13 protein-coding genes are annotated in these 13867 nt (G+C 73.0%); 7 read left to right on the plus strand and 6 right to left on the minus strand.

From position 1 onward, the window contains the following. Nucleotides 1–127: 127 nt before the first annotated feature. Together ACZ6MA_RS08660 and ACZ6MA_RS08665 are read right to left on the minus strand one after the other, a co-directional pair. Nucleotides 128–1669: an SDR family oxidoreductase gene (locus ACZ6MA_RS08660; protein WP_469432135.1), complete on the minus strand. Its 1542-nt coding sequence runs from the start codon at nt 1667–1669 to the stop codon at nt 128–130. A gap of 147 nt (nt 1670–1816) precedes the next feature. Then, nucleotides 1817–3298 (minus strand): SDR family NAD(P)-dependent oxidoreductase, encoded by a 1482-nt coding sequence (locus tag ACZ6MA_RS08665; RefSeq protein ID WP_469432137.1) that lies wholly within the window; start codon nt 3296–3298, stop codon nt 1817–1819. A 428-nt stretch (nt 3299–3726) separates the two neighbouring features. On the opposite strand from ACZ6MA_RS08665, the gene ACZ6MA_RS08670 reads away from it, so the two are divergent. Then, entirely contained in the window at nt 3727–4026 is a 300-nt protein-coding gene (locus tag ACZ6MA_RS08670) for a chaplin (RefSeq protein WP_469432139.1), read from the plus strand. Between the two features lie 149 nt (nt 4027–4175). Here ACZ6MA_RS08670 and ACZ6MA_RS08675 read toward each other — a convergent pair whose 3' ends face one another. The 3 genes from ACZ6MA_RS08675 to ACZ6MA_RS08685 are packed head-to-tail and all read right to left on the minus strand — an operon-like array spanning nt 4176 to nt 5459. Further along, on the minus strand, nt 4176–4346 hold the full coding sequence (locus ACZ6MA_RS08675) for a hypothetical protein (RefSeq protein WP_469432141.1): 171 nt from the start codon (nt 4344–4346) through the stop codon (nt 4176–4178). Nucleotides 4347–4385: 39 nt separating this feature from the next. Next, nucleotides 4386–4610: a DUF5133 domain-containing protein gene (locus tag ACZ6MA_RS08680; RefSeq protein ID WP_469432142.1), complete on the minus strand. Its 225-nt coding sequence runs from the start codon at nt 4608–4610 to the stop codon at nt 4386–4388. Between the two features lie 60 nt (nt 4611–4670). Further along, entirely contained in the window at nt 4671–5459 is a 789-nt protein-coding gene (locus ACZ6MA_RS08685; protein WP_469432144.1) for a sigma-70 family RNA polymerase sigma factor, read from the minus strand. Between the two features lie 297 nt (nt 5460–5756). Between ACZ6MA_RS08685 and ACZ6MA_RS08690 the strand changes: the two genes are divergently transcribed. The 3 genes from ACZ6MA_RS08690 (at nt 5757) to ACZ6MA_RS08700 (ending at nt 9887) form a co-directional block, all read left to right on the plus strand. Further along, nucleotides 5757–8162, plus strand: a complete 2406-nt coding sequence (locus ACZ6MA_RS08690; RefSeq protein WP_469432146.1) for a phosphoketolase family protein — start codon at nt 5757–5759, stop codon at nt 8160–8162. A 79-nt stretch (nt 8163–8241) separates the two neighbouring features. Continuing rightward, entirely contained in the window at nt 8242–9195 is a 954-nt protein-coding gene (locus ACZ6MA_RS08695) for a ribokinase (RefSeq protein WP_469432147.1), read from the plus strand. A gap of 182 nt (nt 9196–9377) precedes the next feature. Beyond that, complete coding sequence (locus tag ACZ6MA_RS08700) at nt 9378–9887, plus strand: hypothetical protein (protein ID WP_469432148.1); 510 nt, start codon at nt 9378–9380, stop codon at nt 9885–9887. A 189-nt stretch (nt 9888–10076) separates the two neighbouring features. On the opposite strand, the gene ACZ6MA_RS08705 is transcribed toward ACZ6MA_RS08700, so the two are convergent. After that, nucleotides 10077–11057: a streptomycin biosynthesis protein gene (locus ACZ6MA_RS08705; RefSeq protein WP_469432150.1), complete on the minus strand. Its 981-nt coding sequence runs from the start codon at nt 11055–11057 to the stop codon at nt 10077–10079. A 316-nt stretch (nt 11058–11373) separates the two neighbouring features. Here ACZ6MA_RS08705 and ACZ6MA_RS08710 point away from each other — a divergent pair, with 316 nt between their 5' ends. The 3 genes from ACZ6MA_RS08710 (at nt 11374) to ACZ6MA_RS08720 (ending at nt 13835) form a co-directional block, all read left to right on the plus strand. Further along, nucleotides 11374–11820 carry a helix-turn-helix domain-containing protein gene (locus ACZ6MA_RS08710; protein WP_469432152.1) on the plus strand — a complete coding sequence of 149 codons (447 nt, stop codon included), beginning with the start codon at nt 11374–11376 and terminating at the stop codon, nt 11818–11820. 93 nt (nt 11821–11913) lie between these two features. Next, nucleotides 11914–12396, plus strand: a complete 483-nt coding sequence (locus tag ACZ6MA_RS08715) for an ImmA/IrrE family metallo-endopeptidase (protein WP_469432153.1) — start codon at nt 11914–11916, stop codon at nt 12394–12396. Then, a complete protein-coding gene (locus ACZ6MA_RS08720) occupies nt 12393–13835 on the plus strand; it encodes an MAB_1171c family putative transporter (RefSeq protein ID WP_469432155.1) in 1443 nt (480 codons plus the stop codon). The genes ACZ6MA_RS08715 and ACZ6MA_RS08720 overlap by 4 nt, the downstream gene beginning before the upstream one ends. Nucleotides 13836–13867 lie beyond the last annotated feature (32 nt).

Raw genomic sequence — 13867 nt, forward strand, 5'->3', positions numbered from 1 at the left:
CAAGCGCCGGACGGGCTGGTTTTGGCTGAGCTGTCCCCGTCAGCTCAGCCATATCAAGCCCGTCCGGCGCTTGAGGACGCGCCCTCAGGGCGCCCGCCGCCGCAGGCGGCAACGGACGGCCCGCGGCCTACGAACCGTGGTACGACCGCGCCCGGTGCGCGATGTTGCGGGCCATTCCCCCGAACACGATCGCGTGGAACGGCGCGACAGACCACCAGTACGCGTGGCCCGCCAGCCCGTGGGGGCGGAACAGTGCCCGCTGCCGGTACGTCGCGCGCGACGGCCCGTCGGGGGTGACGGTCAGTTCCAGCCAGGCCCGGCCGGGCAGCCGCATCTCGGCGCGCAGCCGCAGCAGCCGGCCCGGCTCGATCTCCTCCACGCGCCAGAAGTCGAGCGAGTCGCCGACGCGCAGCGCGTGCGGGTCCCGGCGGCCGCGGCGCAGGCCGACGCCGCCGACGAGGCGGTCGAGGAGGCCGCGCAGGGACCAGGCGAGGGGGAAGGAGTACCAGCCGTTCTCCCCGCCGATGCCCTCGACGACCCGCCAGAGCGCCTTCGGCCCGGCGTCGACGGACACCTCGCGGCGGTCCTCGTAGAGGCTGCCGCCCGACCAGTCGGGGTCGGAGGGCAGCGGGTCGCTGGGGGCGCCGGGCAGGGATGCGGAGGACCAGCGGGTGGCGACGTCGGCGTCCCGGACACGGGCGAGGGCCAGGCGCACGGCCTCGTCGAAACCGATCAGGCCCTGGGGCGGGTCCGGCGCGTAGCGGGCGATGTCGTGCTCGCGGCAGACCACCTCGTGCCGCAGCGATTCCACCAGGGGGCGTGCGATGCCGCTGGGGACGGGGGTGACCAGGCCGACCCAGAGGCTGGAGAGGCCGGGGGTGAGGACGGGCACGGGCAGGACGAGCCGTCGAGGCAGTCGGGCGACGGCCGCGTAGCGCTGCATCATCCGGCGGTAGGTGAGGACGTCGGGGCCGCCGACGTCGAAGCTGCGGCTGACGTCGTCGGGCAGTCGCGCCGCCGCCACGAGGCAGCGCAGCACGTCGCGGACGGCGATGGGCTGGATGCGGGTGTTCACCCACTTCGGGGCGACCATCACCGGGAGCCGTTCGGTGAGGTAGCGGAGCATCTCGAAGGAGGCGGAACCGGATCCGATGATCACCGCGGCGCGCAGCTGCGCCGTGGGGACGCCGCTGGCGAGGAGGATCCGGCCGACTTCCGCGCGGGAGCGCAAGTGCGGTGAGAGCAGGCGTTCGGGTACCTGGCGGGGGGAGAGTCCGCCGAGGTAGACGATGCGGCGCACCCCGGCGGCCTTTGCGGCGCGCCCGACGGCGAGCGCCGCCCGCCGGTCGGTCTCCTCGAAGTCCTTGCCGGTGCCGAGCGCGTGGACGAGGTAGTAGAGGACGTCCACGTCGGCGAAGGCGTCGGGGAGGGTGTCCGGGCGGGTCACATCGGCCTTGGCGGTCTCGACCCGGCCCGCCCAGGGCTGGTCGCGCAGCCGTCGTGGATCGCGCGCCAGACAGCGCACCCGGTACCCGGCGTCGAGCAGTTCGGGGACGAGCCGGCCCCCGATGTAGCCCGTCGCCCCGGCGACGAGCGCGCGGGGCGACGGCTCGGCGGCGCCGGCGGGCCCGCCCGGGGCCCGGTCCTGGTCGTTGTCTGTGGTGCCCATGGGATCCACGGTCTCCCGCCCGGTGCACCTCGCGCCAGGCGGGGCTGGTCCTTTAGGGCCTGTCCGGTGGATCCTCGGGGGTTCAGGGGCCGCCGGACGGGCCGACGGGGGCGGCGGCTCCCCCGCGGGTGCCGCCGCACGGCCACGTCACCAGTTGGCGGGGGCGTAGTCCTTGAGGAAGCAGCCGTAGAGGTCCTCGCCCTGCTCGCCGCGGACGATCGGGTCGTAGACCCGGGCCGCGCCGTCGACGAGGTCGAGGGGGGCGTGGAAGCCCTCCTCGGCGAGGCGCACCTTGTCGGGGTGCGGGCGCTCGTCCGTGATCCAGCCGGTGTCGACGGCGGTCATCAGGATGCCGTCGCTCTCCAGCATCTCCTGGGCGCTGGTGCGGGTGAGCATGTTCAGGGCGGCCTTGGCCATGTTGGTGTGCGGGTGGCCGGCGCCCTTGTAACCGCGGCTGAAGACGCCCTCCATCGCGGAGACGTTCACCACGTACTTACGGCGGGCGGCGGACGCGGCCATCGCCGGGCGCAGCCGGCTGACCAGCACGAACGGCGCGGTCACATTGCACAGCTGCACTTCGAGGAGTTCGACGGGGTCGACCTCGCTCACCGTCTGGACCCAGGTGTTCGTGGCGTCCAGGTCCGGTACGAGCCCGCCCGCGTCGATGGCGGTGCCCGCCTCGACCCGCGCGAGCGAGGCGGAGCCGCTGGTCAGGGCCAGGTCGGTCAGGGCCTGGGGGGTCAGCTCGTCGTGCCGGCTGCCGGCCGGGGCGGGCAGGGCGGCCTGGGCGCCGCTGCCGAAGGCACCGAAGACGACCGAGGCGGGCAGCTCGCCGGCGGGCAGCGGGGCGGCCTCGGCGGCGACCAGCTCGCGGTAGGCGGAGGGGCTGCGGCGCACGGTCTGGGCCGCGTTGTTGATCAGGATGTCGAGCGGGCCCTCGGCGGCGACGGAGTCGGCCAGGGCGACGACCTGGGCGGGGTCGCGCAGATCGATCCCGACGATCTTGAGGCGGTGCAGCCAGTCCGCGCTGTCCGGCATGGCCTTGAACCGCCGGATGGCGTCATTGGGGAAGCGCGTGGTGACGGTGGTGTGCGCCCCGTCGCGCAGCAGCCGCAGCGCGATGTACATGCCGATCTTCGCCCGGCCGCCGGTGAGCAGCGCGCGCTTGCCGGTCAGGTCCGTGCGGGCGTCGCGGCGGGCACGGTTCTCGGCGGCGCAGGGCTGGCACAGCTGGTGGTAGAAGGCGTCGACCTCGGTGTAGCGGGTCTTGCAGATGTAGCAGGAGCGGGGGCGCTCCAGGATGCCGACGATCTGGGCGGCGGAGGTGGCGGCCAGGGGTATGCCGCGCGTCTCGTCGTCGATGCGGTCGGCGGCGCCGGTGGCGGTGGCCTCGGTCACGGCCCGGTCGTTGGCGGTCTTGGCGGCCCGGCGCTCCTGGCGGCGGCGCTGCTTGACGGTCCGGTAGATGCCCGCGGTGGCCCGGCGGATCTCGATGGCGTCGGGGTGGTCGACGGGCAGTGCGTCGAGTTCCTCGAGGACGCTCAGGCACATCGCCATGCGCTCCGGATCGATACCGGACTCGCCGGACTGGTGACCCGCACCGTCCCGGCTTTCTTCTGTGACCGTCATCGGCGCTGTCGTTTCCCAGTTCGTCTGATCTTCATTGAAGCTTCGAAGAACTGTACGTAGACAGGGGCGGCCACGCCAAACGCGCACCTTAGAGCATGCCCTGGGCGGAGCTGCACGGGGGGTGCGGTGCAGGGGTCGGCCACCCTGGGGGGTGACGCAGGTCACAGATCCGGCCGCACCGAAGGAGGTGCTGCGATCACCCCGGGAAGCCGGTCCGGATACGGGGAAACGCCGACGGAAATCCGGCGGAAAACGCGTCTCGGCCACGACGGAATACCCAGGGAATTCGAAGCCGCATAAGACCCCGCATTTCATACGACTTATTGACCTTTCCGGGTTAATCATGTCTCCCCGGGCCCGAATTGGCTCAACCGTCGCCATTTCGGCGGTAACAATTGCCGCTCAACGCCCCTTAGAAAGGTTTAGTCATGTCGCGTATCGCCAAGGCAGCCATCCTGACCGTCGCCGCCGGCACCGCCATCACGGGTGCGGCGGGCATCGCCGTCGCCGACTCCGGCGCGAAGGGTGCGGCCGTCGGTTCGCCCGGCATCATCTCCGGCAACGTCATTCAGGTCCCGCTGCACATCCCGATCAACCTCTGCGGCAACACCGTTGACATCGTCGGTCTGCTGAACCCGACCTTCGGCAACACCTGCGTCAACGCCGATGGCGACCACGGGGACCACAAGGACCACGACGGGCACAACGGCCACAACGGCCGCTACTGAGTCTCCCCCGGGGGCGCGGGCAGCGGTCCGCGTCCGGCACAGCCCGCGTGGGGAGGGAGCCACAGTCAGCCGCCGGAGCCCTTACTCGCGCGTCCGTGGCGTCCACCGTGCTTCATGGTGGACGCCACTGCCATGCCCGGACGCCGCGTTCAGTCGGCGGGTGCGTGCCGCCCGGACGAGCCGTCGGGTGGCTCCTCGCGGTGCGGCTCGCGTTCACCGTGGTCGGTGCGGGGGTCGTGGGGGTGCGGGGCACCGGGAAGGTCGGGCACCTCGACGATCGGCGGCAGATCGGGGGTCAGATGGGTATGGCGTGAGGTCATGGTGGGGCGCCTGGCCTGTCGTGTGGAGGGGACGAGCGATCAGACGGCGAGGGCCTCGGCCGTCGGATATTGCGCCAGCCGCGATCGCGCGGCGCGCAGGGCGGCGTCTATGTCGCGGGTGCCGGTGGTGACGCACAAGGTGTAGGCGGTGTCCTGGAGCCGGCGGTAGACGTGCGCGCGGACGACCCGTTCGCCCGCGACGGCGCGCAGCCTTTCGTACCGGTCGAGCAGGTCGCGCAGAACCGCCGGGTGAGCCATCAGCATGAGGGGGATCCCTTCGACGGTGGACGGGCGGTGGCAGCCGGTGGGGGGGGTGGGGCAGCCTCACACCGGTGCGAGCAATTGCTCGCGCAGCCGGGCGCAGGTGCGGGCGAGGATGCGGGAGATCTGCATCTGGGAGACGCCCAGCCGGGCACCGATCTGCTTCTGGGTGAGGCCCGCGAAGAACCGCCAGTACAGGACGGACTTCTCCCGTTCGGGGAGCGCGTCCAGCAGGGGCCTGAGGGACTGGCGGTCCAGGACGAGGTCCAGGGTGCGGTCGGCGCGGCCGAGGGTGTCGGCGAGCGGCAGTTCACCGAGCCCGGAGGACGGCTGGTCCAGCGAGAGCGTGCGGTGCACGCCGTCGGCGTCGAGCCCGCGCCGCACCTCCTCCTCCGTCAGCCCGGCCTCCACGGCCAGTTCGGTGAGGGTGACCCGGCCGCCGGCGGCGCGCTGTTCCAGCCGGCCCTGGGCGGAGCGGACGGCGGAGCGCAGTTCCTGGTCCCTGCGGGGGATGCGCAGGGACCACACGTGGTCGCGGACGTGTCGTTTGAGTTCGCCGTTGATGGTGGGGACGGCGAAGGACTCGAACGCGAAGCCCAGCTCCGGATCGAACCGGTCCACGGCGTTGACCAGTGCCAGGGCCGCCACCTGCCGCAGGTCCGCCGGGCTCTCCCCGCTCGCGCGGAACCGCCGGCTGATGCGCTCGGCCATGGGCAGCCACGCGGCGATCACCTCCTGCCGCAGCCGGTCCCGTTCGGGCCCGTCGGGCAGGGCGGCCATCCGCAGGAAGAGGGCCGCCGTGTCGGGTGCGTCGCGCACACACCGGGGGGACGTCGTCTCGGCCATGCTCATAGTGGTCCCCTCGCTCGTGTGACAAGGAGTGCCGGCCGGAACACCGTCCGCCCGGTCGCCACCCTCGCGTACCCGTGAACGGATCGGCGCCGGGGCCGGGGCGGCCGGTGTCGGCCACGGCTCTCAGCATGCCGCGCATGGGCCGAACGCGCGACTCGACGCGAGCGAACCGTCACCCGCAGTGAGTGTGTGGGGGTGGCCGGGCCCCCTCGCGCCGGCGCCGCCCTCGTTTCCCCTGCCCCGAACGGGGTACTCGCGGCAGCGGCAGCCCGTCCGGCCATCACCGAGGAGACCCCCGTGCCCACGCACCCCCAGCCTCCCGCCCACTGGGCCGAGCCGGATGCCCACGACCTCTCCGACCGCGAGGTGGCGGCCCTGGACGCCCACTGGCGCGCGGCCAACTACCTGTCGGTCGGCCAGATCTATCTGCTGGACAACCCGCTGCTGGCGGTGCCGCTGGAGCCGGAACACATCAAGCCACGGCTGCTGGGCCACTGGGGCACCTCCCCCGGGCTCAACCTCGTGCACACCCACCTCAACCGTGTCGTCACGGCACGGGACCTCGACGCGATCTGCGTCTGGGGGCCGGGGCACGGCGGACCCGCCGTGCTCGCCAACTCCTGGCTGGACGGCAGCTACGGTGAGGTCTATCCGGACGTGAGCCGGGACACGGCGGGCATGGAACGGCTCTTCCGGCAGTTCTCCTTCCCCGGCGGGGTGCCCAGCCACGTCGCCCCCGAGACGCCCGGTTCGATCCACGAGGGCGGCGAGCTGGGGTATTCCCTGGCCCACGCCTACGGTGCCGCCCTGGACAACCCCCATCTGCTGGTCGCCTGCGTCATCGGCGACGGCGAGGCCGAGACCGGGCCGCTCGCCACGTCCTGGCACGCGAACAAGTTCCTCGACCCCGTCCACGACGGCGCGGTCCTGCCGATCCTGCACCTCAACGGCTACAAGATCGCCAACCCCACCGTGCTGTCCCGGCTCCCGGACGAGGAACTGGACCGGCTGCTGCGCGGCTACGGCCACGAACCCCTCTACGTGAGCGGCGACGACCCGGCGCGGGTGCACCGGGCGATGGCGCACGCCATGGACCGGGCGCTGGACCACATTGCCGCCGCCCAGCGCGTGGCCCGCGAGGAGGGCGTCACCGACCGGCCGCACTGGCCCCTGATCGTGCTGCGCACCCCCAAGGGCTGGACCGGGCCGGCCGAGGTCGACGGCCTTCCCGTCGAAGACACCTGGCGCTCCCACCAGGTTCCGCTGTCACAGGTCCGCGACAACCCCGAGCACCTGCGCCAGCTCGAGGACTGGCTGCGCTCGTACCGGCCGGAGGAACTCTTCGACGAGCACGGCGGGCCCCGTCCGGAGGTGCTGGCCTGCGTGCCCGGGGGCAACCGGCGGCTGGGCGCCAACCCGCACGCCAACGGCGGTCTGCTGCTGCGGTCCCTGCCGATGCCGCCGCTGGAGCACTTCGCCGTCCCCGTCGACAAGCCCGGGGTGGCACACCACGAACCCACCCGGATCCTCGGCCGGTTCCTCGCCCAGATCATGGCCGACACCGCCGGCAGCCGGAACTTCCGGGTGGTCGGCCCGGACGAGACCGAGTCCAACCGGCTGGAGGCCCTCTACGCGGCCACCGGCAAGGCCTGGCAGGCCCGCACCCTGGACACCGACGAACACCTGGCCCATGACGGCCGGGTCATGGAGGTGCTCTCCGAGCACCTGTGCCAGGGCTGGCTGGAGGGGTACCTGCTGACGGGCCGGCACGGGCTGTTCTCGTGCTACGAGGCGTTCGCCCACATCGTCGACTCCATGGTCAACCAGCACATCAAGTGGCTGCGCACCTCCCGGGCGCTGCCCTGGCGCCGCCCGGTGGCCTCCCTCAACTACCTGCTCACCTCACACGTCTGGCGGCAGGACCACAACGGCTTCTCCCACCAGGACCCCGGCTTCGTCGACCACGTCCTCAACAAGTCCCCCGAGGTCGTCCGGGTGTATCTGCCGCCGGACGCCAACACCCTGCTGTCCGTCGCCGATCACGCCCTGCGCAGCCGTGACTACGTCAACGTCATCGTCGCGGGCAAGCAGCCCTGCTTCGACTGGCTCGGCATGGACGAGGCCCGTGCCCACTGCGCGCGGGGCGCCGGGGTGTGGGACTGGGCGGGCACGGAGACCGGGGAACGCGAACCGGACGTCGTGCTCGGCTGCGCCGGCGACGTCCCCACCCAGGAGACGCTGGCCGCCGCCGACCTGCTCCGCCGTCACCTGCCCGAGCTGGCCGTACGCGTCGTCAACGTGGTCGACATGACCCGGCTCCTGCCGCACGGGGAACACCCGCACGGCATGACCGACGCGGAGTACGACGCGCTGTTCACCCCCGACAAGCCGGTCATCTTCGCCTACCACGGCTACCCGTGGCTGATCCACCGGCTCACCTACCGCCGCACCGGCCACGCCCATACCCATGTGCGCGGTTACAAGGAGAGGGGGGCCACGACCACGCCCTTCGACATGGTCGTCCGCAACGACCTCGACCGCTACCGGCTCGTCATGGACGTCATCGACCGGGTCCCCGGCCTCGGGGTCCGCGCGGCGTCCGTGCGGCAGGCCATGACCGACGTCCGCACCCGCCACCACGCCTGGATCCGCGAACACGGGGTGGACCTGCCGGAGGTCGCCGACTGGTTCTGGTCCGGCTGACCGGCGGGCGCGGGCCGCGTGCGACGGGACGCCGGGGGCGACGAAACGGCCGGGACCGTCCGGCTGGGACAGTGGGAGTATGACGGTGAGCGAGAAGTCCGGCGGTACGCGGACGTACGACGTGCTGGTGATCGGTTCGGCCAACGCGGACCTGACGGTCCGGGTGGACCGGCGTCCGGAAGCGGGCGAGACCGTGCACGGTGGTGACCTGGTCGAGTCGGCGGGCGGCAAGGGGGCCAATCAGGCCGCGGCGGCGGCCCGGCTCGGCGCGCGGACGGCGTTGCTCGCGCGGGTGGGTGACGACGCCTACGGCGAACTGGTGCTGGCCGCCCAGCGGGAGGCCGGCACCGAGCTGCGGCACGTGCTGGTCGAGGCGGGTGCGCGGACGGGCACCGCGCTGATCGTGGTGGGCCCCGACGGGGACAACTCCATCGTGGTCTCCCCCGGCGCCAACGACCGTCTCACGCCGGACGACGTCACCTCGGCCCGGGAGACCGTCGCCGCGTCGGCGGTCGTCTCGCTACAACTGGAGGTCCCGCCCGCGACCGTACGGGCGGCCGCCGCCGTGGCGCGGGAGACCGGCACCCGGGTCGTGCTGAACCCCTCCCCCACGCCGGACCGGCTCGATCCCGAACTGCTGGCGGCAGCCGATCCGTTGGTGGTCAACGAGCACGAGGCGCGGCAGCTGTCCGGGCTCGCGGACGGCACCGCCGCCGCATGGGCGCGCGCCCTGCGGGACCAGGGCGCCCGGTCGGTCGTGGTCACCCTGGGCGGCGACGGCGCGCTCGCCCTGGACCACACGGACACGGAGCCGGTGACGGTGCCGGGCGCCCCCGCCCGGGTCGTGGACACCACGGGCGCCGGGGACGCGTTCACCGGGGCCCTGGCGGTGCGGCTCGCGGCGGGCGCACCGCTGGCCGCGGCCGCGCGGTTCGCGGTGCGGGTCGGGGCCGCGTCCGTCACCAAGGCGGGTGCGCAGCCGTCGTATCCGACCCTCGACGAGCTGCCACCGGCGCCGGGATTGCCCGCATAGCGGACGGATTTCCGGTCGTCGTCGTCCCACCGGACGGCCGCTTTCTCTGGCGGGTGATGTTCTGTCGGCGGCGTCGGCCGGGCGGTACGGTCGGGAGTCGAGGTGAACGCGGCGTCGGACGAGGCGGGTGGGGGGAGCCCGGTGGTCCGGCGGACCGCTCCCGACCCGACCTGGAGGAACCGATGTTCCGTGCTCGTCCCCGCCGCACCGTCGCCGCCGTCGCCGCCGCCGCGGCGTCCCTCGGTGCCGTGGCCTTCGGCCTGACGTCCCCGCACACCGCCTCCGCCGCCCAGGAGGACACGGAGCTGCGGTTGACCACCGTGGAGAAGAGCGACACCCGGCCCGAATACCCCAAGGCCGGGGACCACTGGGTGAGTTACTTCGACGTGCACACCACCGAGACGGGCCGGGACGGCAAGGAGACGGCCGGCCGCCGGGTCGGTGACGGCAGTGACCGCTGCGACGTGGTCCTCGCCCGGTACGAGGGTGTGGTCGTGCAGTGCCAGCGGGTGCTGCGCACCGAGAACGGCACCTTGGTGCTGACCTCCATGACCGACCGTTTCGGCCGCGGCCCGCACACCGGCACCGCCGCGGTGACCGGCGGCACCGGGGCGTACGCCAAGGCGCGGGGCGAGGCTTCGCTCACGCAGACGGACAAGCAGGGTGCGTTCCGTATCCGGCTGCGGGACTGAGCCTCTCCCCTTGCCGGGGGTTGGCGCACTGAGCCCCTCCCTGCCGGGGGGTGTCGCGCCGCCTGCGGCGGCATGGCGCCCTGCGGGCGCGTCCTCAATCGCCGGACGGGCTTGATTTGGCTGGGCTCGGCCGCCATCAGCCCGTCCGGCGTTTGAGGACAGGACACCGCAGCCCGTCCGGTGACGGGCTCAAGCTCCCTTGCGTTCCAGTTCCAGGGCGAAGCGGAGCCACGCTTCCGCGCAGTTGCGGGCGGCCTGGGCCACCATCGCGGTGCGATGGGCGGGCACGCTCTCGACGAGTCGCTGCCACCGGTCGCCGCCCATGGCGTGGGCGCTCAGCAGCTGCAGCAGCGCCCGGCCGCCCTCGGTGAAGCGCAGGGAGGGGTCCCGGCGCAGATTGGGCAGCGGCTGCTCCGCGCCCGTGGTGGCCGGCGCGGCGGCCGCGGGGGGCTCGCGCAGTGCCACGGGGGGCTCGCCGGCGGTCCGGCTCTCCGCCTCCCGCAGCTTCTTGGGCACCGGGTCCTCTCCCAGGCGCAGCCGCTGCCGTACGTCCCGCGCGGTGCCGACGGCTATTCCGGCGACGTCGGCGATCTCCCGCAGACTGGCGTGCGGCTTGGCGGTGATGAGGGCGACCGCCCGGCGGCGGCCCTCCGCCGCGTTGAGCGGGCGGACCCGCCCGTCGCGGCCGGTCCTGGCGTTCAACTGCGCGGCGCCCGCACTCGAACGCCGGCGCAGGGAGGCGACGGTGCTCGCGGCGAGCCCGGTGGCCGAGGCGATCAGCCGGTCCGACCACTGCGGGTGGGTGCCGATGATGCGCTCGGCGGCGGCGGTGCGGTCGGCCTGGGTGAGTGGCAGCCCCTGGAGGGTGTTGAGCCTGACGCCGTAGACGAAGGCGTCCGCCTCGCTGCCCTCGAAGAAGCGGACCGTGATGCGGTCCTCGCCGCGCAGCCGCGCGGCATGCAGCCGGTGCATGCCGTCGACGACGCGCATCGTGGAGCGGTGGACGATGATCGGCGGAAGGCGCGTGTCGAGCTTGGCGAGCGCCTGGACATGGCGGGGGTCCTCACCGGCCACCCGGGGGGAGTCGGCGGGCAGTAACGCGTCGAGGCAGACCACCGCCGTCAGACAGCGGTCCGATCCGTTCTCGCTGTGTACGCGCCCCTCACGCACCGCGAACTCCGCGGGCCCCGCGTCCGTTGCCAACTCTCCCGATCGAGCACATTGCGAAGTCGTCACGACACCCTTCCAGGAACTCCTCCGACGGACCGCGATGGAAATCACGCACGTGACGAAGACAGTTACCCGGGGCCCCCGCCTCGCCAACTGGCAGTCGATCGCCGGAGCGGGCGATCCAACACCAGTTGATCCCACCGACACCAGCGACGCTAGGCAGCGACCGGTACGACTGTCAACTGCATTGCCGGGTGCGCCTCATGGGGTCCTTGCGGGGCCTCTACGCTAGATTGACCCGCTGGAGGGAGGTGTGATGATCAACGACCCCGACGCCCCTGCCGAGCACACGCTCGCCGACAAGCTCAACCATTTGTTCAACACGGTGGTCCCGGCCGGCCGTGAGCCGTACAGCACCGAGGAAGTGGCGCGCTCGATCACCGCCGGGGGTGTGTCGATCTCCGGGAGCTACATCTGGCTGCTACGCAAGGGCCAGCGTGACAACCCGACGCTGCGGCATGTGGAGGCGCTGGCGAAGTTCTTCGGTGTGCCGCCGGCCTATTTCTTCGACGACCGGGTGACCGAGGCCGTCAACGCCGATTTGCGCCTGCTCGTCGCCTTCCGCGACACCCAGGTGCAGCGGGTCGCGCTGCGGGCGGCCGGGCTGTCCCCCAAGAGTCTGCATTCGATCAACGAAGTGATCGAGCGTGTCCGCGAGCTGGAGGGCCTGCCGGCCAACCGGCCCGAGCGGCAACACCCCTAGCACGTCGGGAGCACGGCGCGACAACGCCACGGGGGGACCCACACCGTGAACTTCAAGAGGCTGCACCGGCGAAGCCTGGAACGGGTTCGCAGCTTGGACATACCCATACCGTTCGATGTCTGGGAGCTGTGCGCCCGGGTGGCCGAGCGCCATGGCCGGCCCATCCGTCTGGAGCCCGTCCACCTGCCCGTGGACGGGCCGTGCGGACTGTGGATATCTGGGCCCGAAGTCGACTACATCTTCTACGAAGAGGACACCAGTCCGCTCCATCAGGAGCACATCATCGCCCACGAGCTGGGCCATGTGATCTGCGGTCACAAGGAGAACGCGGTTTTGGGCGAGGAGACCTCGCGGCTGGTGCTGCCGACGCTCGACCCCCGCATGGTTCAGAGCGTGCTGCAACGCACGTACTACACCTCGGCCGAGGAACAGGAAGCCGAGATGATCGCCTCGCTGATCCTCCAGGAGGCCAACCGGCGCCCCTTGGAGCGCAACTGGACCGTGCCCACCGAGGCAGCCGAAAGCGTCGAGCGGCTGGACCGGTCGCTGCGCAGCTCCACCCTGGACGAGACGTGATCACCTCCCTCCACGCGTTCGGCGCCGTCGCCGCCTGGGCCGGCCTGTTCTACAAGCTCCGTTCCCTGCGGCAGAACCCGGCGGACCCCGCCCTGCTCGCCCTGTGCACCGTCTTCGCCCTCTCGGGTCTGAGCTTCTTCATCTCCCTGCCCCCGGTGTGGGTCCGCGTCGACCGTCTCCTGGGGGTGCCGAACATCGCGGCACTGCTCGGCCAGAGCTGTGTGATGGCGCTTCTCGTCGGCCAGCAGGTGGTGCTGACGTACTGGGCGCGCCCGCCCGAGCGGGCCCGGGTGCTGGCCCGGCTGCAGCTGTGCTTCGGGGCGGCGGCCGTCGCCTCGCTGGTCGTCCTCTTCCTGCTGCTGGCCCCGACCGCGCAGCGCCCGCGGGACTTCACCCTCTACTACGTGCACGACCCGTACTACATCGCCTATCTGTCCCTCTACAGCGGGGCGTACCTCATCGGCGAGATCACCGTCGTGCGCGTCTGCTGGGGGTACTCGGCGGTGGCCGGCCGGACCTGGCTGCGGCGGGGGCTGCGGGTCACGGCCGTCGGGGCGTCCATCACCCTCGGCTACGGCGCCATCCGGGCCGGCAACGTCCTCGGCATCGTGCTCGGTTTCGATCTGCGCCGTCTGGAGACCCTCGCCTGGCTGTGCGGGGATCTCGGCTCCGCGCTCGTGCTGGTGGGCTGGACGCTGCCGGGGTGGGGTCCGCGCGTGGCCGCGGCGGGCCGGTGGGTGACGGCCTACCGGCGGCACCGGCGGCTCTATCCGCTGTGGGCCGCGCTCCACGAGGCCGTCCCCGGCATCGCGCTCGCCCCGGCGCGCGGTGAACTCGCCGACCGGCTGGCGCTGCGGCAGTTGGAGTTCCGGTTGTACCGCCGGGTCATCGAGATCAGGGACGGGCAGCTGGCCCTGCGGGCCCACACCGACCCCGGGGCGCTGGCGGAGCTGACGCGCGCGAGCCGTGCGGCGGGGCTGTCCGGGGACGCGCTGCGGGCCAGGGTCGAGGCCCTGCGGATCGCCTCGGCCCTGCGGGCCCGGGCGCGGGGCCGGACGGTGGCCGACGCCGACCGCGCCCGGGGCGGGCCCGAGGGGCCGGCGTTCACCGACCTCGCCGCGGAGACGGCCTGGCTGGTGCGGGTGGCGGTCGCCTTCAAGGACCTGCCGGCCGATGCCGCCGGGCGGTGCGACGGCGTGGTCCGGCCGGCCGGTCCGGGCGAGGGGGCCCTCGGTCGCGGCGCGGGGCGCTTCGCCGCCGGGGGCGGCCGGCGGCCGGCGGCCCATGGCGGTCGTGGGTACCGACCGGGGTTGCGGCCGCCCGGCGCGGACGAGGGGGCGCGGCCTCCCGGCCGGGCGGCCGGCCGGCCGCGGCGCGACGCCGGACCGCCCGGTGCGCGGCTCGGCGGACATCCCGACCGGCGCCACGCGCTCCCGTGATCCGGTGCGGGCCCCGGGGGCGTGCGGCCCGG

This window comes from Streptomyces sp. NPDC042259 (genome assembly GCF_055582085.1).

Excerpts from the sequence above, each read along its gene's own strand:
- ACZ6MA_RS08660 (WP_469432135.1), bottom strand. The coding sequence starts at position 1,669 with ATGGGCACCACAGACAACGACCAGGACCGGGCCCCGGGCGGGCCCGCC.
- ACZ6MA_RS08665 (WP_469432137.1), bottom strand. The coding sequence starts at position 3,298 with ATGACGGTCACAGAAGAAAGCCGGGACGGTGCGGGTCACCAGTCCGGC.
- ACZ6MA_RS08670 (WP_469432139.1), top strand. The coding sequence starts at position 3,727 with ATGTCGCGTATCGCCAAGGCAGCCATCCTGACCGTCGCCGCCGGCACC.
- ACZ6MA_RS08675 (WP_469432141.1), bottom strand. The coding sequence starts at position 4,346 with ATGACCTCACGCCATACCCATCTGACCCCCGATCTGCCGCCGATCGTC.
- ACZ6MA_RS08680 (WP_469432142.1), bottom strand. The coding sequence starts at position 4,610 with ATGCTGATGGCTCACCCGGCGGTTCTGCGCGACCTGCTCGACCGGTAC.
- ACZ6MA_RS08685 (WP_469432144.1), bottom strand. The coding sequence starts at position 5,459 with ATGAGCATGGCCGAGACGACGTCCCCCCGGTGTGTGCGCGACGCACCC.
- ACZ6MA_RS08695 (WP_469432147.1), top strand. The coding sequence starts at position 8,242 with ATGACGGTGAGCGAGAAGTCCGGCGGTACGCGGACGTACGACGTGCTG.
- ACZ6MA_RS08700 (WP_469432148.1), top strand. The coding sequence starts at position 9,378 with ATGTTCCGTGCTCGTCCCCGCCGCACCGTCGCCGCCGTCGCCGCCGCC.
- ACZ6MA_RS08710 (WP_469432152.1), top strand. The coding sequence starts at position 11,374 with ATGATCAACGACCCCGACGCCCCTGCCGAGCACACGCTCGCCGACAAG.